Genomic DNA, 26,783 nt, shown 5'->3' with positions numbered 1-26,783 from the left:
ATCTGATTGGAGCCAGGCCCGGCGTTTTTACACAGGCTTGACCCCAGCGGACTTGCCGCGGTCGCCTACTTAACCGTTGCGTTATGAGGTCGTACGCAATCCAAAATCTGGGGAACTGTCCCTATTGGTGTCTCACCCAGGGATGCGGTCCACCATGTCTCCGGTATTAACCGCTACCCATGTGTCCGGGCCGTACAATTTGAAATTTGGCGCACCCGACAGGAGACGCTCTAAATCACGCAAAGCACTTGAACCAAAAGGGCTTTTTGGAAAGCCGCCTGCCCTGTGTGTACCACTGACGGGGGGAGGAGCGGAAGCCCCGCAAGAGATTTTGGGTCAGCTATTTGAGGTCCTGTCACGAAAGAAAGCCAAGCTAGACTTCCCCCCGTGAGTGCCGATGGGACCCGTTACGCATAGTAAGCCCTAGATCGAGGAAAACGCGGCCTCGACAAATGCCTTGCCTAAGGGTGTTTCGTCTACCTTCCTGCCGCGGGTGAACACCAAGGTTCGCCAAGCGTCCGTGCCGTCGATTGTGACAGTGACTTGGAACGCGACGTTGGCATCGGTCCTTGACGTCCCGTTCGCTCGCAGTGCTGCTCGCTGCCGGACGGTCACAGGCAACCAGTCTGTTGTGACAGTGAAATCCTTTGAGATAGCTTGCTGAAGAGCGGTGGCGTAGGCCTGCGGATCAATGCCGCTTTCCCTCAATTTCTCGTGCCCGAATAGCGCTTCTGCAAGGAGGCTGTCGGCAGCGAAATAGAAGAGGTCGCCACCTTTGGCCTCAATGTCAGCCGGATGCCAAACGCCAGGAAAGAGCGTTGATCGCTGGGTAACCGGGTTCCGCCAAGAGAACGACGCAAGGTCCCGCCGATCCTGTTCCTCCGAATATACGATGAGGGACACGAAGCCTCCGACTAGGGCCACAAGCATCAAAACCCCCAGCAATTTGCGGATGACGGAGATAGGTCGGGCTTCAACCCTACCTCGGCCCACATCGTAGCTAGCTGGTTGGCCGGCAGCCACCTTTCTGTACTGAAAGCCTTGCGTAAACAGAGCTATCAAAGGGATGCCAAGGGCGAAAGCCGTGACCCAGACTTGAAGCTCTCTACGCAAGAAGAACCTCAATGATCCATGTTGGCTAAGGTTTCGAACCTTAATGCCGAAGAGAGCTTTGCCTATCGTGTTGCCAAATACGGCGGAGCAAAGAGCAAGCATGAGCAATGTGATGGGGAGGAAGATTAGGCCAATGGCGCTTTCGTTTGCCCCTGTGACCGCAAGGAAGGCGGAGGGAAAATAGATAGCAAGGATCACACCACCGACCACGATTATCACTATAGTAGCGACCCAAACATCGAGACTTCGGGCAAAGAACCTCAGCCACGGGCTCGCCAGCGGTAGCTCTTGAAGTTGCGAAACGGCGGTGCTCGTTGGCGGTGCAACTACCGCCGAGACTGGCCTAGACGCCGGTAGTGGCGGCGGCCTCTTTGGGATGAGTTCGAGTAGTGAAGGCACCTCCGAAAGTCGCGCCCAATTCGACATGTCTTCTTTCCAGACAAGTGTCGCCGCAGTGACCTCCCCGCCCCTGATTAGCGCAGAAAGCTCCTCTTCGGACAGCGGCCCCACGTGCTCACTGCCTTTCGCATAGTACCACATCGACCGATCCCTCTCCCAAGCCTATGAAGCGCCAAGATGGGTCTACTTGCAAGGGGCTCAAACTTGTAAGGCGCGACAACAGCCCTCCGACTAAAACTGAGGGTCAGTTGTTTGAGAGGTCGTATAAGGAATGGGACCCGAATTTGATTTTCCCCCCGCCGGGGGTATATAGGACCCACTCAGGCTCCGAGGGGTACCCTCTCTTCAACGTAGCGTAAGCCATCTGATCAGCGCCGGTCTTGGGATCGAAGTGCAGGAGGCGGGCTAGCGCGGCCTTGAGAGGGGTCGACCGATAGCGGTGGGAATAGCCTGCACCTGCCTGTGTAGCCGCCTTCATTGAATAGTGCAGTTATCACGAAGCCCCAGAGATCGTTCCGGCCTTTCCGGCATCAAGGAGCCGGTATGGTGACCGAAAGGTGCTTCTTGATAGCTGCACGCTTAGAGCTTCCAATCGAGAAATAAAGGACGGAACGTAAACTTGCCGCCGCGGTCCCCTTCAAGTCTTCTGCGTGCAAAGTGACCATTAGTTGCGATATGGCTTGCACCGTCTTTCGATGTCTGGTCGACCACATGCTCAATCTGGCATTGTCAGTACTCCAGAGCAAAACCAGCCCAGCGCTATCGGTCATGCGGAACATTTTCGCCGAAGAGTGGACAGCTTTTGACAAGGTGGCGTACTCGGACTTTAGATCGGCTAAGGTCTTCAAGTGGTTCTCGTGCGGACCGATACGGGGGTGAAACAGCGCGTATTTGAAGAGATCACTGAAAGATATCCGGAAGTCGCCGTTGGTCCATTGCTCAAGCTCGATGGGATGATCCTTGTAGTAGATGGCTGCTAACGAATTCTCGATTGCGCTTCGGAGCGCCTGAAGAGACAAGCGCCATGCGCCGAAAGATGCCGACACGTGCGAAGTAAGCGTGTCGTTATGGGCCTCATAGAAGAATTCGGCGCTTCCAGGGCTATATTTCTTGGCAACAATGCCGGCCTTGAGAGCCTGTATGGCCGTCAAACGCTGGTAGCTGTCTACCAAATGCGAGTTGCCTGCCAAGGCCGCCATATTGCTGGACATCTCGTCGGCCCAGTTCTTAGCGAACTGGACACCGTTGGCATCGATCTCAGACTGTAGCAGCGTCATTTGAGAAGAAATTGCAGGGCCCGCATCAACTCGGGAGAAGTATCTGACGGACTGTGACGCGCCGCGTTCGACATCGACTTACGAGCGGCGGGGTTCTTCTCAAGATATGTGAGAATTTTGCCCAAGATGTCCCGCGAAGCATCCCGCGGGCGGACCTCAATGGGCAGCCGAAAGTCCGTTATAAATTGCTGCCACTGCGATTTATCGAATTCGGACAGCGCCAGCAGCGTACTCAACGCCATCGGAACGTCCTTGGCGTCAACGGGCGCTCGTGCCGGCTTCGGCTCAGAAAGCTCATCCAAGGTTTGATTGGGCGCTTTCCGAAGCGCCTGCGCAAGCGTGTTTAAAATCTTGGCGATATCATGTGTTTTCATTGTTTTTTGTAGCCTATTGCGTTCAACAATTCCTTGCTGAACCTCGAAAATTCATCAGCTGCCAAGCCGTCCCCCATGTCGTAGATGGGCTTATTCTTAGCCGCGCTTTCGCTTACTGCCGAGCGCTCTTTTATCTCTGTGTCAAAGACCCTGTCCGCGAAGGTCTGGCGGAGCGTTCCAATGGTCTGCGTCCGGAAATAGGATTGCCGTCCAACTCTCGACATTACAATCCCTGCGTTCTCGATTGGGTTCTCAAGCGCCTCCGAAAGCTTCTGTATGCGATTAAGCAGAAGCGCAATTCCCAGGCTAGACAAAAAATCCGGAGAAACCGGCACCACGTAGTGGGTGCTTAACGCAAGCGCGTTTTGGGTCGGGATGGTCAGGTTAGGGGGGCAATCGCACACAACTATTTCGTAGTTCGGAACGACATCCTTTAACGCGCGTCGAAGCCTCGTCTCTCGCGCAACCTCTGAGCCCAGTTCTAGATCGACCGTAAAGAGATCAAGGTGAGATGGGATTAGATCCACACCTTGAAAAACCCCTCCGATAATTGTTTCTTCGGCAAGCTTAGGTTTCCCTTCAGCCGAAGTGTGGTTTCGAACGCCAAGCAAATTGGCAACAGTACCGTGCTCGACCGCATGCGCTTCCCAGCGTTCTATCGGGATACAGCTGAATGTTGCGTTCGTTTGCGGATCGAGATCAACAAGAAGCGTCTTGATGTTCTGCCGACCGCAGTATGCAGCGAAATTGACTGCTATCGCCGTCTTGCCGACACCGCCCTTGAGATTAACGCAAGAAACGATGATTGGGTTTTTTGCCATTGTCCACTCCCCCAGAAGGCGAACACTTGGCTTGGCTTTAGCACAAGGTCAAGCGATCATTCGTCGCGGGCAGGATAGCGCGGGCAAGGGCTAACTCCGTGCCGCTAGCAACAAGCAAAATAGCCTATTCACAAATTGCCTAACCCTCGTTAGACTGTTTGGGATTAGCCGGGAGCTGACCCATGTCCAACACCATCACCGCCCCTCTCTTCGTTTCCTATCTGCGCGTCTCAACGGCCAGACAAGGCGCATCAGGTCTTGGCCTCGAGGCCCAGCGCGAAGCCGTCGCGGCTCACATACGCAACCGGGCAGGAACCGATGCCGAGCCCTTGAGGGAATATGTCGAGGTCGAGAGCGGCAAGGCCAACGACCGGCCCCAGCTTCAAGCCGCTCTGAGGCACGCCAAGCATGCACAGGCCACTCTCATCATCGCCAAGCTGGACAGGCTCAGCCGCAATGCCGCCTTCCTGCTCACCCTGAGGGACAGCGGTGCGAGGTTCGTCGCTGCCGATATGCCTGATGCCTGCGATCTCACTATCGGGGTCTTGGCGTTGGTGGCGGAACATGAGCGCAAGATGATCCAGAGCCGCACCAAGGCTGCCCTAGCGGTAAAGCGGGACGCGCTGGCACGAGAGGCAGCGGCATTGGTAGCGCAAGGCCAAGAGCCCGTGAGGCGGCTTGAGGACGGAACTGCGCGGCCTCTTCGCCTCGGCAATCCTAACGGAGCCGACTGCCTGCGCGGCCTTGGCAATGTGGCGGCGGTGGCGACTGTGAAGCGGGGCGCTCAGGACCGGGCAGAGGAGTTCCGTGATGTTCTCCGCGATGTCGATCCGGCAGGCGCATTGTCGGCGCGGGGGCTGGCGGGGGCTCTCAACCAGCGGGGCTTTAGGTCACCTCGCGGTGGGCGCTGGACGGCACAAAGCGTCATCAGGCTGAGGGCGAGATTGGCGGCATGACGTAGCAGGCCAGAGGAGGCGCTACAGGGGTCTGCGTATCTGCGCTGGCACAAGCCGGCAATGCGTGGCAAGCGCTCTCCCAGGGGCTTCATGGGGCTTCTGGTAGCTTGTAGGCCTAGTGCTTTCAGATGAGTTCTATGGGCGAGAAAATTAGGCTGCCTTACGGAAGTAGGCCGACCCCGCCGTGCTCCTCTAGGTTCCAGCAGAGCCGCGCTATTTGCCTTCAAGGTGCGACATTCTGTCCATAGTTAGGCGACAGTATAGGAAGGAGCCCGCCGAGTTACTCCCTGCATTGCGGAAAAGAGAAGCCGCCCGCCCCGCTGCCCTTAGGGTTCCTTGTAGCCGCACGAACGGTCTCAGGAAAGTTAGGGGGGCATATAGGAAGGGGTTTCCGTAGTGCTACCTGTAGGTCCCAGCAGAGCCGCGCTAACCGCCTTCAGGAAAGTTAGGGCCGGGTATAGGAAGGGGACCCCGTAGTGCTACCTAGAAGGAGACCTAGTGGTCTAGCCCCTTCATTCCTTGCAGTCATCCTCCCCGCCTCCTGCACCCTTGTGCCGGCCTAAACCCCTGGCGATGGGGTCCATTGGTCTGTTCATAAAGCCACCTCTTCGGACCCCTCAGCGCACCACCACGCCACCGGCGAGGGAGGGCTAGACCCATCTAAGCATCGTGCATCCCAATGCCACCACTTGGCCAGCATCAGGCACAGATGCGCGGGAGGCAGCCAGCTATCACCCCAAGGCGACAGGGCAGCCTCAGGCCTACCCGTCTGATCACATCATTGCCTTCGCTATCGGGTAGCACCCCTAGGCCACACCATCGGTTGCCCTCTGCCCTCTGAGGCACCCTAGCGCACTCACCGCACTGCGCTCCTCGCCAGCCCACATCAACGATGCCAGCCCTCCGAGGCCAACCTCGAAGGGCACCCCTATGCCGAACCCGGCTTAACCCCGGCCCGCCATGGGCCACCCACCAGGAAGGAAGAACCCCTATGACACGTTCAGTCACCAACTACCCACCCACCACCCCCGAGGCTCTCAAGGCCATCCTCGACTACTGCAATCAAGCCGCCCTGCACCTGAGGAACCCATCAGCCCCTGAGGCCGACCCTGCGCTCCTCCTCGTGGGCCTGCCACAAGGCCCCATCAAGTCAGCCAGGGTCATCACTGACAGGGCAGCGACAACCCCCGCCATCGCCGTCACGATCAATGAGCGCAAGCCAAGGCTTATCGATCCCGAGGGGTTCTTCATGCTCCGTGCTCTGGTCCTCTTCGGCATGGGGCTTCACATCGACAAGAACCAGAAGGGCGGAGCAGGGCGGCGCGACTATGTTGAGGTTGGCTCGGAAGGGGGCATCACGCTCCTGCGCTTGCTAGCGGATGCCCAACAGGGTGAAATCGTTAAGCAGCAATGGGATCATCACGACCTCAGGGCCGCAGCACTCACGATCGTGGGCGGGTCGCTCAGCGCCGTACGGGGGAGGAGGGAGGCCTTAGCCGAGGCATTGAACTCTTACGACCAGAACGCATTGAAGTGGGGGCTATCAACCTCGCTCAGCCGGAAGGACTACCAAGCCCTCGTGCGGGGGAGCTTCCGCCTCTTCGACATCACGCACGGCCACGTGTTCATGACGGCGCTGCCTCCGTTTCGCTGCCAGTAAGGCTCACCCGAAGTCTTCTTAAGGGACAGGGGCGGGGAGCGGGGGAGAGGAAGTCTAAAGGGTTCGGCCCCTTTCTCCCGTCTCACTTATCGGAAGCTCCGTGCTGCCGTCTTGCACGGCCTCGCGGGGACCACTGCGGCACGGCTCGGACTGCCTTTGGGGCCGTGATGCTGCGCATGGCATCGGCCAGCGCCTTGAGCCCGAAGCCGCCCCCGTAGCCTCGGCCAATCCCGCCCCCGCCGACGTGGCCCGTAAGGGCGTCATGTGTCTCTTCTAGGACCCCCGCGTCCCGCGCCATGCGCTTGAAGCTGTGGCGGAAGGAATGAAACACTAGGTTTCTATCTGTGACGCCGGCCTCAATGCGCAGGAAGCGGCCAAACCATTTGGACCAAGCCGTCGATCTGTAGAACGGGTCAGCCGACTTGATGTCTGGCCACAAGCTGGCCTCGTGGCCGCCCTTAGGCTTCCCATCAAGCAGCCTTTGCCGGTAGCGCAGCAAGCCCAACCTTTCCAACTCAGGGTGAACCGGCACGTAGCGCCTTGAGCTGGCCGTCTTGATCGCCCTGCCGCCCTCGGTGCCGATGTCGAACAGCCAGGTCTTGGTCTCCGGGTCCTGCCTGAGGTCCTTAATGCGAAGCTGAGCGATCTCGTTAAGCCGAGCCCCCGAGAGGAGGGCGATCAGCGGAAACCAGAAAGCAGCATCACCGCCGCCACCGGCAGGCCTCTCCCCTGCGGCATAGACACCGGTCCCGAAGATGGCTTTGAGGTCTGCCTCAGCGAAGGGTGCCCGCCTGCCATCCTCTCCGCGCCGATCCACCGTGAGGGCGAGACCCTTGAAGGGGTTGGTGAAGCCCGGCACCTTATCGACCAGCCCCTCCTTCTCCGTCGCGCTGATGATCGCCGAGAGCAGGTTGAGATACTTATTCACACTGGCTGCATGCACAGGCTCATGAGCCCCAAGGTTCCCGGCAAGCAACTCCCTAAGCGGCAAGGCCCTCTGCTTATCCGCCATCCTCGTCGGCATCTTGGCGAGGGCATTGCGGAAGTCTCGGGCCTTCTCCTTCGTGGTGTCCCCGAGCCTCAGGTCGCCATGCCATTGGGTGAAGTAGCGCACGGCCCTCTCCGCCTCGCGCAGCGTGTGGGGGGAGGATTGCTTTCCGCCCCGAGCAGGGCTGCCCTTTTGCCATAGGGCATAGGCTTCTGAGAGGAGCGGCCCCTTGCCGGCGCTAGGCTGAGGCGTAGGGATGTCATCGCCAGCCTGCCTTCTCCCCATCATCTCATAGGCCTTTACGTGCCCCCTAAGCACAGCAAGGCCGGCCTCACGGTAGAAGGGTGAGGAGGGGTCTATCGGAAGCTGATGCGCCTTGAGATAGGCGTGAAGCTCTGCCCTGACGATCTCGGGCTTTCGCCTCGCCAGTGCACTGCGATACTCCCCTACCAACTCAGCGATATGCAGGTCTAGAAGCTCAAGGTGACCTTCCGCCATCCCCTTCGTGCCGAAGCCGGGGTCTGTGAGATCAGGCCATGCTGCCCGCTCTTCGGGGGTCTGTAGCTGCCGCCTCGGGTCTCCCTCCTCGCGCTCCTCCTCGTCGGCCCTGAGCAAGGCGGTGATGATGTCCGCCTCAATCTGTTCGGGAGAGGGGCTAGCGCTCACCTCTTCCAACTCCCCGCCATTCATCAGGCGCGAGGCCAGCGCTAGGAGGTCCGTGACCCGCACGGCCTCCCTCAAGTCAAGTCTCTTGGCCAGCCGATAGTCAGCCGTCTTGAGGGAAACCGTAAGCTCCCGCTTGAAGTGACCGGTGGTGGGATTCACCAATTCGGCCAGTATGGGGCGGAGATGCGGGGGCACAGGCTTGGCGGCAAGCTCCAGCGGGAGCCGCTTGCGAAACTCATAGATGCCGGAAGTCCGCCGCTGCATGTAGCTCAAAGCCGCCATGATGAACCGCCCAAGTGGGACCCCTTTGTGTACAAGGCGGCTTTGTCTAAGGTCCTGAAACCTTATACCTTTTGGCTTTTCAATGCGCTAGGGAGAAACTGGCGCACCCGACAGGATTCGAACCTGTGACCTCTGCCTTCGGAGGGCAGCGCTCTATCCAGCTGAGCTACGGGTGCCTTCAGGATCGGTGATCCCAAAAACGAACCAGCCGGTAAACCGGCCAGCCACGGCTTCTTAGCGGAAGCAGGCGCCGGCTTCAACGGGCAATCGCCAGCGGGCTCAAGTTGCCGTAGCAGCCCGGGGGGAGACAGACACCGTCCCGTCTGGCGCCACCGCCTGCTCATTCGGTCACGGTAAGCACTGCCTTGCCGCTGATGCTGCGCTGCCGCAGCGCGTCGAGGGCTTGGCCGACGTCCCGCCACGGCACGGTGAGGACCACGCGCGTTTCGAGCCGGCCGGCTGCGATCAGCGCGAGCAGCGAGGCGATGTCGGCGCCAACCTCCGGACCGGAAGCGTAGTAGGCGAAGGTCTGCAGCCGCGCACCTTCGTGCCCCGGAACGAACTGGCGGAAGCCGATGGGCGTGAGTTCGCCGCTGCTCGAGCCGAACATGACGACGGTCCCGCCGGGCGCGATCCGTTCGATCGCGTGGGCGAGGCTATCGCCGCCCACCGATTCGGTAATCAGCGAGAACAGTCCTTCGGCCAGCTCGATCGTTTCGACGACCCGCTCGGCTCCGAGGCCGCGGAGATCGTCGGCATGCCGTTCAGCGGCGACCGCCACCACCGACGCGCCCTGCTGGCGGGCGATCTGGATCTGGAAACGGCCGACCGCGCCGCTTGCGCCGGTAATCAGGACCCGCTGGCCGGCCAGGTCGCCGCCGAGGCGCAGGGTCCGCAGCGCGGTCGTGCCCGCGACCGGAACAGTGGCGCCGGAGACGAAGCTGACGGCGTCCGGCAGGACGGCGAGGTGGTCGGTCGGAACGGCGACCCGTTCGGCCCACCCGGCCTCGTCGACCAGAGCCGCAACCCGGGCGCCGACGGCCGGCCCGGAGCCGTCGGCCGCGGCGCGCTCGACAATTCCGGCGACGTCCTGGCCAGGCACCCAGCCGTTCGGACGGATGTTGAGCAGGCGCAGTTCGCCGCGGTTCAGCGAGACTGCCCGGACCGAGACCAGCGCCTCATGCGGGGCGGGCTCGGGCTCACCAAGCTCGGCGAGCCGCAACCCGGTGGCGCTGTCGGAAGATGTGACCAAGGCGAGCATTGGTATCGTCCCTTCTTGCTGCGTGGCGGACGCCAGCCTGTTTTCGTGCGCCGGGCTTGTTGGTCCGACGTTCAGAACGCGAGCAGGGCATGACAAAATGGAAGCCCGCCTGTCGGCTTCTGAGTTACTCATCCCTAAACTATCGACTTTCCTGTGTAAGTAATTTAGATATCTTGGCAGTCGATCGCTAAAATCAGTCAATATGAGACAGCCTCTCCGCTGCCCCTGGCCTTTCGATCCGGATGATGTCCTCGCCCCGGCAATCGCCGTGCGCGTTGACGTTACCGAAACCAGGGCGGAGGTGCCGGACCACCACCACCGCAAAGGGCAACTCGTCTTCGCGCTGGGCGGTGGCGTCATATGTCGCGTCCCCAGCGGCCTGTGGATGGTGCCGCCGCATTGCGCGGTGTGGATTCCCGGCGACATGGAGCACAGCAATATCGCGACCGCCAATGCCCGGATTTTCTTCGTCTATATCGAACCGGGAGCTACCGACCTGCCGGACCGGTGCTGCACGCTTTCGATCACGCCGTTGCTGCGCGAGCTCATCATAGAGCTGACGGATCGCGTTGAGGACGATGACGCGAGGGGCGAGCTCCTGACCAGGGCTCTGCTCACCGAACTGCCGCGCATGCCTGTCCAGCAGCTGCATTTGCCGATCTCGTCCGAGCCGCGCTTGAGGCGCATCGCAGCGGCGTTGGCGCAAGATCCTGCCGATCGCAGCACCCTGGCGGAATGGGCCAGTCGTGTCGCGCTCAGCGAGAGCAGTCTCGCACGTCTCGTGGTGAAAGAGACAGGGCTGACCTTCGGGCGCTGGCGCCAGCAACTGCACCTGATCGTCGCAATGCGCGAGCTGGCCTCCGGCGCCAGCGTGCAGCAGGTTTCGGCCGATCTCGGTTACGAATCGGTCACCGCCTTCATCACCATGTTCAAGAAAGCGCTTGGCAAGCCGCCGGCAAAGTATCTCAGCAGTGCCGCGCAAAACGGCGGCTCTGCGTTTGTCGCCTGAACCCGCACGCGGTCAACACTCGGACTTCAACTGTCACTGCTCCTCGGCATACAGCAGCCGCGTCTTTGCCTCGGAGGTCGGCAACAGGCTGCGCTGGATCAGCGCCTCGACGTGGTCGTTGCGCTGGCGCGCGCTGTCGGCGCCCATCACCACGATGATCAGCCTGTGCCCGTCCGCATCATAGGAGGTGACGATGTTGAAGCCCGAAGCCCTGATGTAGCCGGTCTTGATGCCGTCGACCCCGCGCACCCGGCCGAGCATGTCGTTGTGGCCGCGCACCAGCCTGCCGCGGAACATGAAGTCGCTTTCGGAGAAATAGTGGAAATGCTGCGGGAAGCGGGCGTGCAGCGCCATGCCGAGCACCGCCATGTCGCGCGCGCTGGTGTGCTGGTCGCCGTCCGGCAGGCCCGAGGCATTGCGGAACACGGTGCTGCTCATGCCGATCTGGCGCGCCTTGGCTGTCATCATGCCGGCGAACGCCCCTTCGCTGCCGCCGAGATATTCGGCGACGGCGACCGCCACGTCATTGGCCGATTTGACGACGATGGCGCGGATCGCCGAATCGACGTCGATCGTCTCGCCGCGCCTGAACCGCAGCTTGGTCGGCGGCTGCCGGGCGGCGTTGTCCGACACCGGAATTTGCGTCTCCTTGCTGATGCGGCCCTGGTCCAGCGCCTCGAACAGAAGGTAGAGCGTCATCATCTTGGTCAGTGACGCCGGATAACGCGGCGCCGTCGAATTGACCTCGAACAGCGTCTTGCCGGTGCCTGCATCGATGACCATGGCGGCATATTTCTGCGGCGGCGCCGGTACCGCCAGCACGCTGTCGGGCGGCGTGACTGTCGTGCAGCCGGCAGCAAACAGCAGCAGCGCCAGCACAGCGACGCTTTTGTGGATGGACGAAAAGAACCGGAAGGCGGACAAGTCAGTTCCGAAGGCAGGCAGTTTCTGGGACGAGGCGAAGCTATCTTAACGCAAAGGCACAGTCCATTTGGTTAATATCGGTCTGCCCCTCGAACGGTGCCCTGTCCACAGGCCGACGTGGCGCCGCCTGAGGTGAATTGCCGGCCACCGCGCTTGCGCAACCGGCGGCGAGTGGGCTTTGCTGGCGCCGGCAGAATCGGGCCGCCAGAATCGGGCTGGCAGAATCGGTAGGTGCACATGGATACGGTCACGATCACGGCGAAGGGCATTTCGGTATCGGTCGATCTTGCCGTCGGCCATCTCGCCGACATGACGGTCGATATCGATGGCCGCCGGCTGAAGCCGCTGCATCGCGCACCCTGGGTCGGCGAGCCGCGCGAGATGCTGCCGAAAGATCTGCCCGAAGGGACGGTCCACCTGTCCGGCGATTTCCTGTGCGCACCGTTCTCGAGCAGCGACGTCGAAGCGGCACCTTTGCATGGCTGGCCGGCAAATAGTCGCTGGGACGTCGTCGACAGCGCGGCAACGACCGACGGCTGGCGCGCCGTCTTCCGCCTGCAGCGCCCGGTCATGGGCGCAACCGTCGACAAGATCCTGACCTTGCGCGACGATCATCCCTTTCTCTATCAGGAGCACGTCTTTTCCGGCGGCGCCGGCGCCATTCCCGTCGCCCACCACCCGATGACGGTGATGACGGCCGGCGGCAGGCTGGCCTTCTCGCCCAAGCGCTTTGCCGCGACGCCCAACGAGGCGCCGGAGCCCAATCCCGCCCGCGGCCGCTCGTTGCTCGCCTACCCGGCGCGAACCGCCGACCTGACGCGCTTTCCCGCCGCCAACGGCGGCACGATCGACCTGACCACCTATCGCATGGACCAGCTGCGTGAGGACTTCGTGACGCTGGTCGAGGCCGATCATGGCGGGCCGGGCTGGACCGCGCTGGCGCGCCAGGCGGAAGCCGATCTCGTGCTGGTGCTGAAGAACCCGGCCGAACTGCCGGTCACCATGCTGTGGGTCAGCAATGGCGGGCGCGATTATGCGCCATGGAGTGGCCGCCACCGCGGCGTGCTCGGCATCGAGGACGGCCGCACGGCCGTCGGCCACGCCGCATCGCTCGGCGACAATTGGCTGAAGCGCGAAGGCGTGGCGACCGCCTTTGCCCTTTCCGAAGGGCGCCGCTTTTCGTTCCGCCATGTCATCGGCGCACTGCCATGGCCATCCGGCGAGCCGCCGCACGACGTCACGACCTCGCCGGGCCGCATGCGCATCCTGGCGGCTGACGGTGCCGTGCGCGACATCGCCTTCGACAGCGATTTCCTGCGGACCGGTCAATCCAGGCCCGATTGAAGGCTTGGCACAATCCGGCGTTTGAAATTTTCGAAAACTGCCGCCAAAATGCGCCAGAACCACCGTAAGGGGGCCAATGTCAGAAATCGCCCATATCGCTGCTGCCATTTTCAAGCGCGCCGGCAAGGCGCCGCGCTTCATCGTTGCCATTGCCGGTCCGCCCGGCGCCGGCAAGTCGACATTGTCGGCAGGCTTGCACGACCTGCTGCCGGAAGGCACGGCGGAAGTCGTGCCGATGGATGGCTTCCATTACGATGACGCCGTTCTCGATCGACGCGGCCTTCGCGCGCGAAAAGGTGCTCCGGAAACCTTTGATTTTGCCGGCTTCGAAGCGCTGCTGAAGCGCATCCGCGCCGGCGAGCCGGATATCGCCATCCCGGTCTTCGACCGCAGCATGGAGCTGTCGCGCGCCGCCGCTGCGATTGTCGCCGCCGACACCAAATTCATCCTGGTCGAAGGCAATTATCTCCTGCTCGACGAGGAACCCTGGACGCGGCTGGCGCCGCTGTTCGACTTCTCGATCTTCGTCGATGTGCCGCGCGCCGAGCTCGAGCGCCGACTGCTGGCGCGATGGCACGAGCACGGCCGCTCCGACGAGGACGCGCGCGCCTGGATCGCCTCTAACGATATGCCGAACATCGACCGCGTGCTTGCCCGTCGGCGGCCCGCCGACCTGGTGGTCGGCGACCTGGCCTGACTTGCAAGGAACCGCCCGGCCGGAACCTTGACAGTTTCAGGCCGTTATCCCGGACACGGCAATTGTGCCCATGAGGGAACCGTTCGATGGAAACCATGGCAAGAAAGCCTGCGCCCGCCAAGGGCAGGGCAACACGATCAAAAGCAACTCGAGCGAAAACCAGCGCCGGCCCGGCAGCGGCGGCCCGCTCCAAGGATGCGGCAAAGCCCAGCTTTGGCAAGGCGGCGCCGAAAAAGGTGATGCCTGCCGCGGCCAAAGCCGCTGCACCCAAGCCCAAAAGATCGGCAAGCAGCAGAGGATCGATCGCAGGCAGCGCAATGCGCACTGTTAAAGCAACGGCCAATGTCGCCGCCGGTGCCGTGCTTGCCACCGCCAAAGGTGCGGCGTCGCTTGCTGCTTCCGTAGTCGGCAAGGGCGGCTCAAAACCCCGCACCAAGGCAAAATAGCCGAGCGGAATCGACGTAAGATCAGCTTCTGGCCGGAATGGTGAGGCCCCTCTGCACCGCCGGCCGGGCGAGGCCACGCTCCAGCCATGCGCCCACGCTGGGGAAATCGTCGAAACCGACGAGTTCCCGCGCCTCGTAGAAGCCGATCAGATTGCGCACCCACCCAAGCATCGAAATATCGGCGATGGTGTAATCGTCGCCCATGATCCAGCTGCGGCCCTTGAGCCTCGTTTCGAGGACGCCGATCAGCCGTCGCGACTCGTCGCAATAACGTTCCAGCGGGCGCTTGTCGGCGATTTCGCGCCCAGCGAATTTGTGGAAGAATCCGACTTGGCCGAACATCGGCCCGATCGAAGCCATCTGGAAGAACACCCACTGGATCGTCTCATAACGCAGCGTCGCGTCTGCCGGGACCAGCTTGCCGGTCTTGTCGCTGAGGTAAAGCAGGATGGCGCCGGATTCGAACAAGCCGATCGGCTTGCCACCCGGGCCGTCCGGATCGATCATCGCCGGTATCTTGCCGTTCGGGTTCAAAGACAGGAATTCCGGGGTCCAGCTCTCGTTCTTGCCGATATCGACGGCATGCGGCTCGTAAGGCAGGCCAAGTTCCTCCAGCGCGATCGATATCTTCACCCCGTTCGGCGTCGGAAACGAATAAAGCTGGATGCGGTCGGGGTGGCTCGCCGGCCAGCGCCTAGCAATCGGAAACGCGGACAGATCGGTCATCGAAACTCCTGGTAGGAGACCGCGCCGAGCGGCACGGTCATGGCGGGTCGCAGAGAGTTAGGCGCGACGCCTGGCGCGATCAATATGCGCATGGAAAGTTTCGCCGGCCCCGGTGAAGGACCCGCAAGGGGTGCGGTCACACGGCCCTGACCGCCAGCACCGCATTGGTGCCGCCGAAGGCGAAGCTGTTGCTGATCGCGGTGCGCACGGTGCGTTCGCGCGCCACGTTCGGCGTGATGTCGAGATCGCAGTCGGCGTCGGCTTCCCGATAATTGGCGGTCGGCGGCACGATGCCTTCGCGGATCGCCATCACGCAGGCGATCATTTCCAGCGCGCCGGAGGCGCCGAGGCAGTGGGCGTGCATCGATTTGGTCGAGGACACCGAAAGCTTGTAGGCATGGTCGCCGAACACGCGTTTGATCGCCGCCGTCTCGATCTGATCGTTGGCCTTGGTGCCGGTGCCATGCGCGTTGAGATAGTCGACGTCCTCGGGATTGAGCCCGGCATCGACGAGGCAGAAGCGCATCGCCGCCTCAGGCCCTTCGATGGTTGGCGCGACGATATCGGAGGCGTCGGCGGAAAGGCCGACGCCGGCGATTTCGGCAAGGATGGCGGCGCCGCGCGCCATGGCATGCTCATATGTTTCCAGCACCACCATGCCGGCGCCTTCGCCGAGCACGAGCCCCTGGCGGTCGGCCGAAAACGGCCGGCAGGTGTCCGGCGACAGCACCCGCAGGGCCTCCCAGCCCTTGAGGATGCCCCAGACCAGCGGCGCATCGGTGCCGCCGGCGACCATGACGTCGGCCCGGCCGAGCCTGATCTGATCGACCGCCGAGGCAATGGCGTGGTTGGATGACGAGCAGGCAGAGGTGATGCCGAACACCGGCCCGCGCAGACCAAGATTCATGCTGACATGGCCGGCTGCAGCGCCCGGCATTACTTTCGGGACGGTGAAGATGCCGGCGCGGTTCTTGCCTTCGAGCAGGATGGCGCGATAGTTCTCTTCGATTGCCTCCCAGCCGCAGACGCCGACGCCGACGATGGTGCCCATCCGGTAGGTGTTGGCCGCGTGCGGGTTCAATCCCGCCTGCTGTGCCGCCTCCCGCGCGGCGATCGTCGCCAGAAGGCTGAAGCGGTCCATCGACACGACCTGCTTGCGGTCGATGCCGTGCTCGGGAAGCGCCTTGATTTCGCAGCCGACCTTGACCTTCAGATCATGCAGCAGCGGATTGTCGATCGCGCCGATTGCCGAACGGCCGGCGCGCATTTCATTCCAGATTGCCGGTGCATTGGTGCCGAGCCCGCATAATCCGCCGATGCCCGTGATGACGACGCGCTTGTGCATTCAGTCAGGCTTTTTTCGCGATCAGCGCGCGAACCGCCTCGACCATGTCGCCGACATTCTTCAGATTGCTCCAGGCATCGACAGTGTTCATCTCGATTTCGATGCCATACTCTTCCTCGAGATCGAAGATGATCTCCGTCAGTTCCAGCGAATGGATGCCAAGGGCGGTCAGTTCGGTACTGGTGGTGATTTCCTCGCCGCCCGGCTCGGCATGAGCCTTGATCTTGGCGATGATATCGTTTGCCAGCTGGTCAGCCATTCGGTTTCTTCCCCAACTCTGTCGTTTCCCGACGCCAACTGATCAGCGCCCCTTTTGTCCTCGATTACGTCGTCATCGTCGCCTTTTACCCCCGCCAGGCGCCGGTGACCGTACCAAGGTGGCTCCCTCTATAGAAACCGAAACGCTGTCAAGCAACAAGCTATATATCGACAAAGCCGCCGCAGTGCTTAACGTTGGTGTCGTGGATACGATCGCATATAGCTTGACTTCAGTGCCGCCGGCCCAGCGTGTTGCCGGCGTCGCGCGGCTTGGCTGCGACTGGAACGGAGGTCGCACGCGTCTTCGGCGTCTGTACCAGGACGGTTCGGCCAAGATCCGCATGCCGGCGGTCTCGGCCGATCCGCTCGAAGCCGTCCTGATCAACACCGCCGGTGGGCTGACCGGTGGCGACCGTCTCGCCTGGGAGGTCGATGTCGGTGCCGGCGCCTCTGCAACCATAACAACGCAGGCCTGCGAGAAAATCTATCGCGCCGCATCCGACCGCGCCGAAGTGCGGGTGCAGCTGACTGTCGGGGAAGACGGCCACATTACCTGGCTGCCACAGGAAACCATCGTCTTCGACCGCTCGGCCTTTGCCCGCAGCCTTGACGTGGAGCTTGCCAGCGGAGCCGAGGCGCTGATCCTGGAGGCTACCGTCTTCGGCCGCCTGGCCATGGGTGAACGGGCTTCGCAAGGCCATTTCCACGACCGCTGGCGCGTCCGCCAGGACGGGGCGCTGGTCCATGCAGAGGAGTTCCGCATCGGGCCGGACGTTGCGGCCACCTTGAACCGTCCCGCAGCGGCCGGCGGTGCCGTCGCCGTGGCGACCCTGCTGATGGTGTCGCCACGGGCAGAGGCTTTGCTCGAGCCGGCCCGGGGCATAGTCGGCGGCCAGGGCGGCGTCAGTTTCTGGAGCGTGCGGAAATCTGGCAAGCTTCTTGCGAGGCTGTTCGCTGAGGACGGCTACCAGCTCCGCAAGCGGCTGGTGCCGCTTGTCGAATTACTCAACGGACGGGCGGGCCTGCCCAAATTATGGTCACTCTGATTTCGATTGTGCCACCGCAGGAAAAAGCATGAATCTGACGCCGAGGGAGAAAGACAAGCTGCTGATCGCCATGGCGGCGATGGTGGCCCGCAAGCGGCTCGAACGCGGCGTCAAGCTCAATCATCCGGAAGCGATCGCGCTGATCACCGATTTCGTCGTCGAGGGTGCCCGCGACGGCCGCGCGGTGGCCGAGCTGATGGAGGCCGGCGCCCATGTCGTCACCCGGGCCCAGGTGATGGAAGGCATTGCAGAAATGATCCACGATGTGCAGGTCGAGGCGACGTTTCCAGACGGCACCAAGCTGGTGACCGTGCACGAGCCGATCAGATAACACCGCCAAGGAGAGGAAAATGCTTGAGCTGCGTCCCAACTGCGAGTGCTGCGACAAGGATCTGCCGCCCGATGCGACGGATGCGGTGATCTGCACCTTCGAATGCACCTTTTGCGCCGACTGCGCACAAAACGTGCTCGGCGGCGCCTGTCCGAATTGCGGCGGCAACTTCTCGGCCCGCCCGATCCGTCCGGCAGCGCTGCTGAAGAAATATCCGGCCGCCACCAAGCGCGTCCTCAAGGCAGAGGGCTGCGGCCCCCGCAAGGCCGCCTGATCCTGCGACCGTGAAACGGAAGGCAATCAATGATCCCAGGTGAAATCATCACGGCAAGCGGCGAGATCGAACTGAACAAGGGTCTGGCGACGGTCACCTTGAAGGTAGCCAACAGCGGCGACCGGCCGATCCAGGTAGGCAGCCATTATCATTTCTTCGAGACCAATGAGGGACTGAGATTCGATCGCGACAAGGCCCGCGGCATGCGCCTCGACATCGCTGCCGGCACCGCCATGCGTTTCGAGCCCGGCCAAGAGCCCGACGTTACCCTGGTGCCGTTCGGCGGCAAGCGCGAGGTCTACGGATTTCAGCAGAAGATCATGGGCGCGCTGTGAGATCGAAGGCGTCGAGCAGTTTCGGCTCAGCCGGGCGGCTTGGCCGCCGCATAGATGACGACCTTTCCCGGATCGTCGAATTCCACCGCCAGAACGTCCTCGGTTTGCACTCGCCGCGAATCGATGGCGTTGAACAGCAATGCGTTCGCCTCGATCTCCTTGCGCAGCTCAGCGATGTCGTCCCGATGTTGCCTGACCTTGTTTTCGATCGCCGGCGGCGGGCCGCCTTCGGTGCGCGCGGCATCGGTAAGAAACACGATATCGACCTTGTCGAGCTTGGATGTCTTGCGCACGGCGGCGATGTTTTCACGCGTGCGGTCGATCGCCGAACTGACCTTGCCGGCTTCCGCATTTGTCTGGGCCTCTTCCTGGCCGACCTCCGAGCCGACGATCCGGTTGACGGTCTCGGCGCTGTCGAGGCTCTGCGCGTTCAGCGCGGCGTGCGGAATGCTGGCTGCCAGAAACGCGGTCGTGGCAATCCCATGCAGCCATCTGGTGTCGGAGAAGGTGGTGATCGCCATCGCTCGTTCTCAGGGTCCTTTTCGAGGCTCGTGTCAGGGCGACAGGACCGAAACGTAACGTCCCCCGTGAAGGTTCCCTTTGCGATGCGGCGGGCTGGCCGGGCGCCGGCCCGCCGCATCGTCTCGTCAGCTCGCTTTCTTGGTGATCAGCGTCAGCGCGCCATTGGTGCTCATGCTGGCGGCGATCACCTGCGCCGAGGTGAGCCCCTTGGCTTCGAGCGCGGATTTGACCTGCGGTGTCGCGTCGATCGAGCCGCGCAGTTTCTGCAGGTCGGCATCGCTGCGCTTGGCGATCACCTCGTTGACCTTGGCTTGAGTGTCCGCGGGCAGATCCTTGATATCGACGACGTTGATCGCCTGGATGGTGGGCGCCTGCGGCTGCGCCCCGGGCGCGGCAGGAGCAGGCGCAGCCGGCGCCGGACTGGGCTGCTGCGCAGGCTGTTGCTGGGCGCTGGCGGCGGTTGCGAGCACCAGCGTGGCGGCGGCTGCCAGAAGGGTCGTTTTGCGCATGGATGTTCCTTTCCATCGATTGGCAAATGGTCGTTTTGGGGTGGCCCGGCCACCTCAAACGCTAAATGGGATCGGAAAGTGTCGCTCAGCGGGTCATTGCGTGACCATAGGATGGCGGCAATGTGGGGCCCGGCTTCGACAAGCGGTATTTTCGGGCTGTATTTCGGGAGCAATTGCTGATGGCTAAAATCACCCGCGCCGCCTATGCGCAGATGTACGGCCCGACCGTCGGCGACAAGGTCCGGCTCGCCGACACCGAGCTGTTCATCGAGGTCGAAAGGGATCTCACTCTTTACGGCGAGGAGGTGAAGTTCGGCGGCGGCAAGGTCATCCGCGACGGCATGGGCCAGAGCCAGGTGTCGCGCGCGCAAGGCGCGGTCGACACCGTCATCACCAATGCGTTGGTCGTCGATGCCACCGCCGGTATCGTCAAGGCAGATATCGGCCTCAGGGACGGCCGTATCGCCGCGATCGGCAAGGCCGGCAATCCGGATACCCAAGGCGGCGTCACCATCATCATCGGTCCCGGCACCGAGATCATCGCCGGCGAGGGGAAGATCCTGACCGCCGGCGGCTTCGACGCGCATATCCATTTCATCTGCCCGCAGCAGATCGAGGAAGCGCTGATGTCGGGCATCACCACCATGCTCGGCGGCGGCACCGGCCCGGCGCACGGCACGCTGGCCACCACCTGCACGCCTGGGCCGTGGCATCTGGCGCGCATGATCCAGTCTTTCGACGCCTTCCCGATGAATATCGGCCTGTCGGGCAAGGGCAACGCGTCGCTGCCTGCCGCGCTCGAGGAGATGGTGCTCGCCGGCGCCTGCTCGCTGAAGCTGCACGAGGACTGGGGCACGACGCCGGCTGCAATCGACTGCTGCCTGTCGGTCGCCGACGATTACGACGTGCAGGTGATGATCCACACCGACACGCTGAACGAGTCCGGCTTCGTCGAAAACACGGTCGCGGCGATCAAGGGCCGCACCATCCATGCCTTCCACACCGAAGGCGCCGGCGGCGGCCACGCGCCTGATATCATCAAGGTCTGCGGCCTGCCTAACGTCATTCCGTCCTCGACCAACCCGACACGCCCCTACACGATCAACACGCTGGCCGAACACCTCGACATGCTGATGGTCTGTCACCATCTGTCGCCGTCGATCCCCGAAGATATCGCCTTTGCCGAAAGCCGCATCCGCAAGGAAACCATCGCCGCCGAAGACATTCTGCACGACATCGGCGCCTTCTCGATCATCTCGTCGGACAGCCAGGCCATGGGCCGTGTCGGCGAAGTGGCGATCCGCTGCTGGCAGACCGCCGACAAGATGAAGCGCCAGCGCGGTTCGCTGCCGCAGGAGACCGGCGACAACGACAATTTCCGCGTCCGCCGCTACATCGCCAAATACACCATCAATCCGGCCATCGCGCATGGCCTGTCGAAGGACATCGGCTCGGTGGCGGTGGGAAAACGCGCCGACCTCGTGCTGTGGAATCCGGCCTTTTTCGGCGTCAAGCCGGACATGGTGCTGATCGGCGGCATGATCGCCGCCGCCCCGATGGGCGATCCCAACGCCTCGATCCCGACGCCGCAGCCGATGCATTACCGGCCGATGTTCGGGGCCTACGGCAAGGCGATGACCAATTCGTCGGTGACCTTCGTTTCGAAGGCCGCGCTCGACGCAGGCCTGCGCGGCAGGCTCGGCGTCGACAAGCAGATGGTCGCGGTCGAAAACACCCGCGGCGGCATCGGCAAGCATTCGATGGTGCTCAATGACGCCACGCCGCATGTCGAGGTCGACCCCGAAACCTATGAGGTCCGCGCCGACGGCGAACTCCTGACCTGCGAGCCGGCTACCGTGCTGCCGATGGCGCAACGCTACTTCCTGTTCTGAACCATAGGCGTTAGAACGACCGATGTAGAACATGCCGCGCCAGGCTTATGGACCCGCAACTCCCCTACGCCCACGACATTTTCCCGCATATCCGCATCGTCCTGGGCATGGTGATCGGCCTCGGCGTCACCCGCCTGCTGTCGGGGGTCGCCCGCATCGTCCAGCATCCCGGCCAATACCGGCTCTATCCCGTGCACCTCGCCTGGGTTGCGTCGGTGCTTTTAATGCTGGTGCATTTCTGGTGGTGGGAGTTCGGCCTGTTCCAGATCGAGAATTGGACCTTCGGCAAATACCTGTTCATCATCTTCTACGCCGTCACGCTGTTCCTGCTCTGCGCACTGCTGTTTCCGGATTCGATGCTGGACTACACCAGCTATGAGGATTTCTTTTATTCGCGCCGGGCCTGGTTCTTCGGCCTGCTGGCGGCGACCTATCTGCTCGACGTGATCGATACGCTGCTGAAAGGGCCGGAGCATTTCGCCCATTTTGGCGTCGAATATCTGATCCGCACGCCGGTTTTCGTCGCGCTTTGCGTCATTGCGATCCTGCTGCGCGACCGCCGCTTTCACATCGCCTTTGTCGCCGGCGCGCTCGTCTATCAGATATCGTTCATCCTGCGGCTCTTCGACACGATCGTCTGAGCCCCATTGGGGCGGCGGACGCGATAGGCTAGGCTTTTTGGGAGAGGCAGTTTTTACATGAAGCTCGATATTCGCACCGACTTCACCAAATTCCCGCGCGCCGTCTCCGTCCTGGCCGCGGGCGAAGCCGGAACCACCACGCCATACGACAGTGCGGTGCTTGCCCATGACGAGCGGCATCTGCGCCGTCGCGCCATCGAAACGGCCCGTAGCGACAAGGTGCTGGTCGACCTGCCCGAACCGGTGACCTTGAACCATAGTGACCGGCTGGTGCTGGAGGATGGCCGCCACATCGAGATCATCGCGGCCGAGGAGGCGCTCTACGACGTCCGGGCCAGCGACCCTGTCCATCTGGCAGAGCTTGCCTGGCACATCGGCAACCGCCATCTCGCAGCCGCCATCGAAGCTGGGCGCATCCTCATTCTGCGCGACCATGTCATCAAGGCGATGCTGGAGGGATTGGGCGCCACCGTTAGCGACGTCTCCGAGCCGTTCAAGCCGGTGCGCGGCGCCTATTCCGGGCATGGCGGCCACGGCCACGCTCATGCCGAGGCGCATGCGCACAGCCACGCCGAAGCGCATTCCCATGGCCATAGCGAATCGCATTCCCACAGCCATTCGCATGACCATGACCATGACTGACCAGCCTTCCAACGTTGCCCAGCCTTCCAATATTGCTTTGTTGCGGCTGATGGCGTGGCTGTCGCCTTCCTTCCCGGTCGGCGGCTTTTCCTACAGCCATGGTCTCGAGCAAGCCGTGCATGCCGGGCTGGTTGCCGACAGCAAAGAGCTCGCCGCGTGGCTGGAAACGCTGGTCGAGATGGGTTCGGGCTGGAATGATGCGGTGCTGTTTGCCGAAAGCTGGCGCAGGGCGCGCGAAACCGGCGATCTCGATGAAATCGTCGCCCTTGCCGAAGCTCTGGCAGGCTCGCGCGAGCGCCATGCCGAGACCATGCTGCAGGGCGCTGCTTTCCTGAAGGCGGCCTTCGCCTGGCCGTGCCAAGTGCTGGATCGCCTGCCGGCCGAATGCGCCTATTGCGTTGCCGTCGGCGCCGTTGCCGGCGATCACGGCATTGCGCTGCGGGACGCCCTGGCGGCCTTTCTGCAGGCCTTCTTCTCCAATCTCGTCCAGGCTGCGATCCGGCTTGGCATCGTTGGCCAGAGTGCCGCGATGACGCTACTGGCCGCCTTCGAACCGCTTGCCCTGGCCACGGCCGACCGCGCTGCCGGCTCGACCCTCGATGATCTCGGCGGCTGCGCTTTCATCTCCGACGTGACGGCGATGAAGCACGAGGCCCAGTATTCGCGGCTGTTCCGCTCATGATCGTCCTCGCTTTCGCGCTCTCGCTGGTCCTGCTGCTGATCACCACGCTGCATGTTTATTGGGGCATTGGCGGCATCTGGCCGGGCAGGGACGCTGCCTCCTGCGCCCGCGCGGTGGTCGGCTTCCGTGGCGTCGACGAAATGCCGGCGCCCTTCGCCAGCTTCGCCGTCGCCGCCTGCCTCGGCCTGGCGACACTGTGGCCCATGGCGCTCGAAGGTGTGTTTGCCACGCCCTTTCCCAAGGCAGGGCTTGCCGCCACAGCGCTGCTCATCGCACTGGTCTTCCTGGCGCGCGGCATTGCCGGCTTCACGCCTTGGTGGCGCCAGCTGACGCCCGAGCAGCCTTTCGTGCGGCTCGATCTGCGTTATTATTCGCCGCTGTGCCTGCTGATCGGCCTCGGCTTCGCCATCCTTGCCTTCACGGAGTTCCCCGCATGATAACCCCGAATGGTCCTCTTCGCATCGGCATTGGCGGTCCCGTCGGCTCCGGCAAGACGACGCTCACCGAAAAGCTCTGCAAGGCGCTGCGCGACGAGTTCTCGATCGCCGTCGTCACCAACGACATCTACACCAAGGAAGACGCCATGATGCTGGCGCGCCTCCAGGCGCTGCCCGAGGATCGCATCATCGGCGTCGAGACCGGCGGCTGCCCGCACACCGCCATTCGCGAGGACGCCTCGATCAATCTGCAGGCGATCGCCGAGATGACCAAAAAATTCCCGGATCTCGACATCGTCTTCATCGAATCGGGCGGCGACAACCTCGCCGCCACTTTCTCGCCGGACCTTGCCGACCTGACGCTCTATGTCATCTCGGTTTGCCAGGGCGAGGAGATTCCGCGCAAGGGCGGACCGGCGATCACCCGGTCCGATTTCCTGGTCATCAACAAGAGCGACCTTGCGCCCTATGTGAACGTCAATCTCGACATCATGGAACGCGACGCTGCCCGCATGCGCGGCAAACGGCCGTTCGGCTTCACCGACCTGTCGCGCGGCAAGGGACTTCAGGAGGTGATAGATTTCATCGTCGAGCATGGCGGGCTGAGGGTCGGCGCGGCCACCAGCACGGCGGCATAACGGCGCTCGCCTGTACCAAACGAAACCGGTTGCGCGTGTTCCAGCCGCGCGGCATCCTTGCTTCTTTCACGGAGGTTACGATGAGCATCACGCGCCTGCAGAAGGAAGTGCTGACCAACCTGCCGTTCTATGAGGAGCGCGTCGATCTGGCTTGCGCCTTCCGCTGGACGGCGCGGCTTAACATGCATGAGGCGGTGGCCAATCATTTTTCGCTGGCGGTCAACGACGATGGCTCGCAATTCCTGATGAACCCTAACCAGGTGCATTTCTCGCGCATCAAGGCGAGCGATCTGCTTCTGATCGACGCCAATGATCCCGACACGCTGGTCGGCCCGAATGCGCCCGACCCGACGGCGTGGGGCCTGCATGGTGCCATCCATCGCAACGTGCGTCATGCACGCTGCGTCATGCATGTCCACTCGATCCACGCCACCGTGCTTGCCTCGCTCGCCGACTCGACGTTGCCGCCGATCGACCAGAACTCGGCGATCTTCTTCAACCGCCATGTCGTCGACGCTCATTATGGCGGGCTGGCCTTCGAGGAAGAGGGCGAGCGCTGCTCCCAGCTTCTTGTCGACCCGAAGGTCAAGGTGATGATGATGGGCAACCATGGCGTGCTGGTCATCGGCGACAGCGTCGCCGACACCTTCAACCGCATGTTCTATTTCGAGCGCGCCGCCGAAACCTATATCAAGGCGCTGTGGACCGGCCGGCCGCTGCGGGTACTGTCGGATGAGATCGCGGAGAAAGCGGCAAGGGAACAGGAAGACTATCCCGGCCAGGCCGAGCGCCACCTTTCCGAACTGAAGGCGATCCTCGACGAGCAGGAGCCTGCCTACCGGAGTTGAGCGCGGTCCCGCCGGGCCTGGCTTAAAGCCCGAGTTCGGCCCGCAATTCGCCGGCGCTGTTGATGACAATCGCCCCCGGCGGCCCCTCCATGGGCACCTCTGGCCAGAAAATCGTCTTCATTCCAGCTGCCAGCCCCGCCGTGGCGCCGGTCACGCTGTCGTCGACCGCCACGGCCTCGGCGGGATCGACGTCGGCCAACCAGGCGGCGCGCAGGAAAGGTTCGGCATGCGGCTTGCCTTCACGCACGTCGTTGCGGCTGACCGTCTTCATGCCGGGATATACGAGGCCTACGGCGCGCAGATTGGCATCGACGATCAGCCTGTCCGAGTTGGACACCACCGCTTGCGGCACGCCAAGCGCGAGCAGCTCATTGAAAATCTCGATCGCGCCGGTGCGTGGCGTCAGCGTTTCGGCCATCGGCAGATAGTGATCGTATTTGCGCACGATCCAGTCGTCGAAAGGCAGGTCGAGGCCGAACTCGTCGCGCAGCATTTCGTAGACCGGCCATGCGGCGATGCCGAGCACGCGCTCATGCAGGTCGGCCGGCGGCGCGATGCCGACGCTGTGCAGCGCCGCAATCAGCGCCGCCTCGTGCAGCGGCTCGCTGTCGACCAGCGTGCCGTCCATATCCCAGAAAACCGCTTTCGGCGTCATGCAAGGCTCCATTCTCAAAAAATTCCTTAAGGCGTTTAGAGCGCGAGATAAACCGCCGCATCCCCGCTAATGCATGTCGCGCAAAGTGTGCAGCGGTTTTGCGATGACGACATGCATAAAAAAAGGAACCTAAAACGCGTCGCATGAGGCCGATCGAACGCAACGCGCTTTAGAACCGGGATTGGTGCGACCTCGACAGCCTTGCTGTTGCAACGAGACTGGGTCGACCTGTCACTTCGCTCCAAACACCAAGTTTCATCACTAAGCAATTGCTCTTACAATAGGCAATTGCGCGCAAGTTCATTCCCTGCGAAACTACTGCGCTCCGCCTCTTATGCTCGGCGGGGTTGGGAGGCAGGAACTTGAATTCGCGGCAGGACAGCGGCGGCAACAGGCTGGACGACGCGGCGCGTGCCGGCTGGCTCTATTATGTCGCAGGCAACACCCAGGACCAGATCGCCGCCACGCTTGGCATCTCGCGGCAGACGGCGCAGCGGCTGGTGTCGCTCGCAGTCTCCGAAGGGCTGATCAAGGTGCGCGTCGACCATCCGATCGCCAATTGCCTCGACCTTGCGGCACGGCTGAAATCGCGCTTTGCGCTTGATCTGGTCGAGGTGGTGCCGAGTGACCCTTCTTCTTCCTCCACCGTCATCGGCGTCGCCGAGGCGGCGGCGGCCGAGATCGAACGGCGGCTGCGGTCGCGGGGGGGGCGGGGGGAGGCGGGGGGGCGCCCCCGCCCGCCCGCGGCGCGCGCCGCGCCCCAGCGAGAGGGAGTTGTTAGTAAA

Annotated in this window: 32 protein-coding genes and 1 tRNA gene; 19 read left to right on the top strand and 14 right to left on the bottom strand. The window is 62.6% G+C overall.

From position 1 onward, the window contains the following. Positions 1 to 423: 423 nt before the first annotated feature. The 4 genes from NKK47_RS16745 to NKK47_RS16730 all read right to left on the bottom strand — a co-directional run bounded on the left by NKK47_RS16745 (position 424) and on the right by NKK47_RS16730 (position 3,984). On the bottom strand, positions 424 to 1,653 hold the full coding sequence (locus NKK47_RS16745; RefSeq protein WP_352577635.1) for an RDD family protein: 1,230 nt from the start codon (positions 1,651 to 1,653) through the stop codon (positions 424 to 426). A gap of 389 nt (positions 1,654 to 2,042) precedes the next feature. Continuing rightward, positions 2,043 to 2,789 carry a hypothetical protein gene (locus NKK47_RS16740; RefSeq protein ID WP_352577634.1) on the bottom strand — a complete coding sequence of 249 codons (747 nt, stop codon included), beginning with the start codon at positions 2,787 to 2,789 and terminating at the stop codon, positions 2,043 to 2,045. Beyond that, a complete protein-coding gene (locus NKK47_RS16735) occupies positions 2,786 to 3,163 on the bottom strand; it encodes a hypothetical protein (RefSeq protein WP_352577633.1) in 378 nt (125 codons plus the stop codon). Before NKK47_RS16735 ends, NKK47_RS16740 begins: the two co-directional genes overlap by 4 nt. Continuing rightward, positions 3,160 to 3,984 carry a ParA family protein gene (locus NKK47_RS16730; protein WP_352577632.1) on the bottom strand — a complete coding sequence of 275 codons (825 nt, stop codon included), beginning with the start codon at positions 3,982 to 3,984 and terminating at the stop codon, positions 3,160 to 3,162. The genes NKK47_RS16735 and NKK47_RS16730 overlap by 4 nt, the downstream gene beginning before the upstream one ends. A gap of 182 nt (positions 3,985 to 4,166) precedes the next feature. Here NKK47_RS16730 and NKK47_RS16725 point away from each other — a divergent pair, with 182 nt between their 5' ends. Further along, on the top strand, positions 4,167 to 4,940 hold the full coding sequence (locus tag NKK47_RS16725; RefSeq protein WP_352577631.1) for a recombinase family protein: 774 nt from the start codon (positions 4,167 to 4,169) through the stop codon (positions 4,938 to 4,940). A gap of 991 nt (positions 4,941 to 5,931) precedes the next feature. Beyond that, positions 5,932 to 6,600: a hypothetical protein gene (locus tag NKK47_RS16720; protein WP_352577630.1), complete on the top strand. Its 669-nt coding sequence runs from the start codon at positions 5,932 to 5,934 to the stop codon at positions 6,598 to 6,600. Positions 6,601 to 6,682: 82 nt separating this feature from the next. On the opposite strand, the gene NKK47_RS16715 is transcribed toward NKK47_RS16720, so the two are convergent. From NKK47_RS16715 to NKK47_RS16705, 3 genes are all read right to left on the bottom strand, one after another. Further along, positions 6,683 to 8,536, bottom strand: coding sequence for a site-specific integrase (locus tag NKK47_RS16715; protein ID WP_352577629.1), 1,854 nt, complete (start codon positions 8,534 to 8,536; stop codon positions 6,683 to 6,685). Between the two features lie 99 nt (positions 8,537 to 8,635). Next, positions 8,636 to 8,712 (bottom strand) — tRNA-Arg (locus NKK47_RS16710). A gap of 164 nt (positions 8,713 to 8,876) precedes the next feature. After that, the gene (locus NKK47_RS16705) at positions 8,877 to 9,797 is read right to left on the bottom strand and encodes a zinc-binding dehydrogenase (protein ID WP_352577628.1); all 921 of its coding nucleotides are present in this window, start codon (positions 9,795 to 9,797) and stop codon (positions 8,877 to 8,879) included. Between the two features lie 202 nt (positions 9,798 to 9,999). Between NKK47_RS16705 and NKK47_RS16700 the strand changes: the two genes are divergently transcribed. Further along, the gene (locus NKK47_RS16700; RefSeq protein ID WP_352577627.1) at positions 10,000 to 10,806 is read left to right on the top strand and encodes an AraC family transcriptional regulator; all 807 of its coding nucleotides are present in this window, start codon (positions 10,000 to 10,002) and stop codon (positions 10,804 to 10,806) included. A gap of 33 nt (positions 10,807 to 10,839) precedes the next feature. Here NKK47_RS16700 and NKK47_RS16695 read toward each other — a convergent pair whose 3' ends face one another. Then, positions 10,840 to 11,730 carry a D-alanyl-D-alanine carboxypeptidase family protein gene (locus tag NKK47_RS16695; protein WP_352577626.1) on the bottom strand — a complete coding sequence of 297 codons (891 nt, stop codon included), beginning with the start codon at positions 11,728 to 11,730 and terminating at the stop codon, positions 10,840 to 10,842. 237 nt (positions 11,731 to 11,967) lie between these two features. Between NKK47_RS16695 and NKK47_RS16690 the strand changes: the two genes are divergently transcribed. The 4 genes from NKK47_RS16690 (at position 11,968) to NKK47_RS16675 (ending at position 14,217) form a co-directional block, all read left to right on the top strand. After that, entirely contained in the window at positions 11,968 to 13,074 is a 1,107-nt protein-coding gene (locus NKK47_RS16690) for a hypothetical protein (protein ID WP_352577625.1), read from the top strand. 76 nt (positions 13,075 to 13,150) lie between these two features. After that, a complete protein-coding gene (locus NKK47_RS16685; protein ID WP_352568551.1) occupies positions 13,151 to 13,771 on the top strand; it encodes a nucleoside triphosphate hydrolase in 621 nt (206 codons plus the stop codon). 70 nt (positions 13,772 to 13,841) lie between these two features. After that, positions 13,842 to 14,102 (top strand): hypothetical protein, encoded by a 261-nt coding sequence (locus NKK47_RS16680; RefSeq protein WP_352568550.1) that lies wholly within the window; start codon positions 13,842 to 13,844, stop codon positions 14,100 to 14,102. After that, positions 14,089 to 14,217 (top strand): hypothetical protein, encoded by a 129-nt coding sequence (locus NKK47_RS16675; protein ID WP_302893450.1) that lies wholly within the window; start codon positions 14,089 to 14,091, stop codon positions 14,215 to 14,217. Before NKK47_RS16680 ends, NKK47_RS16675 begins: the two co-directional genes overlap by 14 nt. A gap of 21 nt (positions 14,218 to 14,238) precedes the next feature. Here the strand turns inward: NKK47_RS16675 and NKK47_RS16670 are convergent, their stop codons facing one another. From NKK47_RS16670 to NKK47_RS16660, 3 genes are all read right to left on the bottom strand, one after another. Continuing rightward, the gene (locus tag NKK47_RS16670) at positions 14,239 to 14,943 is read right to left on the bottom strand and encodes a glutathione S-transferase family protein (RefSeq protein WP_352577624.1); all 705 of its coding nucleotides are present in this window, start codon (positions 14,941 to 14,943) and stop codon (positions 14,239 to 14,241) included. 136 nt (positions 14,944 to 15,079) lie between these two features. Beyond that, positions 15,080 to 16,288 carry a beta-ketoacyl-[acyl-carrier-protein] synthase family protein gene (locus NKK47_RS16665; protein WP_023677014.1) on the bottom strand — a complete coding sequence of 403 codons (1,209 nt, stop codon included), beginning with the start codon at positions 16,286 to 16,288 and terminating at the stop codon, positions 15,080 to 15,082. Positions 16,289 to 16,292: 4 nt separating this feature from the next. After that, entirely contained in the window at positions 16,293 to 16,547 is a 255-nt protein-coding gene (locus NKK47_RS16660) for an acyl carrier protein (protein WP_023677013.1), read from the bottom strand. A 202-nt stretch (positions 16,548 to 16,749) separates the two neighbouring features. On the opposite strand from NKK47_RS16660, the gene NKK47_RS16655 reads away from it, so the two are divergent. Genes NKK47_RS16655 through NKK47_RS16640 form a run of 4 tightly spaced genes read left to right on the top strand, consistent with a single transcriptional unit; the run spans position 16,750 to position 18,532 of the window. Continuing rightward, positions 16,750 to 17,592 carry an urease accessory protein UreD gene (locus NKK47_RS16655; RefSeq protein WP_352577623.1) on the top strand — a complete coding sequence of 281 codons (843 nt, stop codon included), beginning with the start codon at positions 16,750 to 16,752 and terminating at the stop codon, positions 17,590 to 17,592. A gap of 28 nt (positions 17,593 to 17,620) precedes the next feature. Next, the gene (locus NKK47_RS16650; RefSeq protein ID WP_352577622.1) at positions 17,621 to 17,923 is read left to right on the top strand and encodes an urease subunit gamma; all 303 of its coding nucleotides are present in this window, start codon (positions 17,621 to 17,623) and stop codon (positions 17,921 to 17,923) included. A 19-nt stretch (positions 17,924 to 17,942) separates the two neighbouring features. Beyond that, on the top strand, positions 17,943 to 18,197 hold the full coding sequence (locus tag NKK47_RS16645; RefSeq protein ID WP_352577621.1) for a DUF1272 domain-containing protein: 255 nt from the start codon (positions 17,943 to 17,945) through the stop codon (positions 18,195 to 18,197). Positions 18,198 to 18,226: 29 nt separating this feature from the next. Next, the gene (locus NKK47_RS16640) at positions 18,227 to 18,532 is read left to right on the top strand and encodes an urease subunit beta (protein WP_352577620.1); all 306 of its coding nucleotides are present in this window, start codon (positions 18,227 to 18,229) and stop codon (positions 18,530 to 18,532) included. Positions 18,533 to 18,558: 26 nt separating this feature from the next. Here the strand turns inward: NKK47_RS16640 and NKK47_RS16635 are convergent, their stop codons facing one another. Both NKK47_RS16635 and NKK47_RS16630 read right to left on the bottom strand, forming a co-directional pair. After that, positions 18,559 to 19,053, bottom strand: a complete 495-nt coding sequence (locus NKK47_RS16635) for a hypothetical protein (protein ID WP_352577619.1) — start codon at positions 19,051 to 19,053, stop codon at positions 18,559 to 18,561. 126 nt (positions 19,054 to 19,179) lie between these two features. Then, on the bottom strand, positions 19,180 to 19,563 hold the full coding sequence (locus NKK47_RS16630; RefSeq protein ID WP_023677006.1) for a hypothetical protein: 384 nt from the start codon (positions 19,561 to 19,563) through the stop codon (positions 19,180 to 19,182). A 179-nt stretch (positions 19,564 to 19,742) separates the two neighbouring features. Here NKK47_RS16630 and ureC point away from each other — a divergent pair, with 179 nt between their 5' ends. The 7 genes from ureC to NKK47_RS16595 all read left to right on the top strand — a co-directional run bounded on the left by ureC (position 19,743) and on the right by NKK47_RS16595 (position 25,343). After that, on the top strand, positions 19,743 to 21,455 hold the full coding sequence (ureC, locus tag NKK47_RS16625) for an urease subunit alpha (RefSeq protein ID WP_502905004.1): 1,713 nt from the start codon (positions 19,743 to 19,745) through the stop codon (positions 21,453 to 21,455). A gap of 47 nt (positions 21,456 to 21,502) precedes the next feature. Then, positions 21,503 to 22,096: a hypothetical protein gene (locus tag NKK47_RS16620; protein ID WP_023677004.1), complete on the top strand. Its 594-nt coding sequence runs from the start codon at positions 21,503 to 21,505 to the stop codon at positions 22,094 to 22,096. 57 nt (positions 22,097 to 22,153) lie between these two features. Then, a complete protein-coding gene (locus tag NKK47_RS16615) occupies positions 22,154 to 22,738 on the top strand; it encodes an urease accessory protein UreE (protein WP_352577618.1) in 585 nt (194 codons plus the stop codon). Continuing rightward, entirely contained in the window at positions 22,731 to 23,420 is a 690-nt protein-coding gene (locus NKK47_RS16610) for an urease accessory protein UreF (protein ID WP_352577617.1), read from the top strand. The genes NKK47_RS16615 and NKK47_RS16610 overlap by 8 nt, the downstream gene beginning before the upstream one ends. Continuing rightward, a complete protein-coding gene (locus tag NKK47_RS16605; protein WP_352577616.1) occupies positions 23,417 to 23,857 on the top strand; it encodes a DUF3995 domain-containing protein in 441 nt (146 codons plus the stop codon). The genes NKK47_RS16610 and NKK47_RS16605 overlap by 4 nt, the downstream gene beginning before the upstream one ends. Continuing rightward, a complete protein-coding gene (gene ureG, locus NKK47_RS16600) occupies positions 23,854 to 24,495 on the top strand; it encodes an urease accessory protein UreG (protein ID WP_352577615.1) in 642 nt (213 codons plus the stop codon). Before NKK47_RS16605 ends, ureG begins: the two co-directional genes overlap by 4 nt. 80 nt (positions 24,496 to 24,575) lie before the next feature. Beyond that, on the top strand, positions 24,576 to 25,343 hold the full coding sequence (locus NKK47_RS16595; RefSeq protein WP_352577614.1) for a class II aldolase and adducin N-terminal domain-containing protein: 768 nt from the start codon (positions 24,576 to 24,578) through the stop codon (positions 25,341 to 25,343). 22 nt (positions 25,344 to 25,365) lie between these two features. Here NKK47_RS16595 and NKK47_RS16590 read toward each other — a convergent pair whose 3' ends face one another. Continuing rightward, positions 25,366 to 25,998, bottom strand: a complete 633-nt coding sequence (locus NKK47_RS16590) for an HAD family hydrolase (RefSeq protein WP_023676998.1) — start codon at positions 25,996 to 25,998, stop codon at positions 25,366 to 25,368. 362 nt (positions 25,999 to 26,360) lie between these two features. Here NKK47_RS16590 and NKK47_RS16585 point away from each other — a divergent pair. Further along, the coding region (locus tag NKK47_RS16585) for a helix-turn-helix domain-containing protein (RefSeq protein WP_352577613.1) at positions 26,361 to 26,783 on the top strand (423 nt) is incomplete at its 3' end.

Source organism: Mesorhizobium sp. M0019, from assembly GCF_040323975.1.
Lineage (GTDB): Bacteria > Pseudomonadota > Alphaproteobacteria > Rhizobiales > Rhizobiaceae > Mesorhizobium.
The sequence above is the reverse complement of the archived record's forward strand: the minus strand, read 5'-3'. Positions and strand labels throughout refer to the sequence as shown.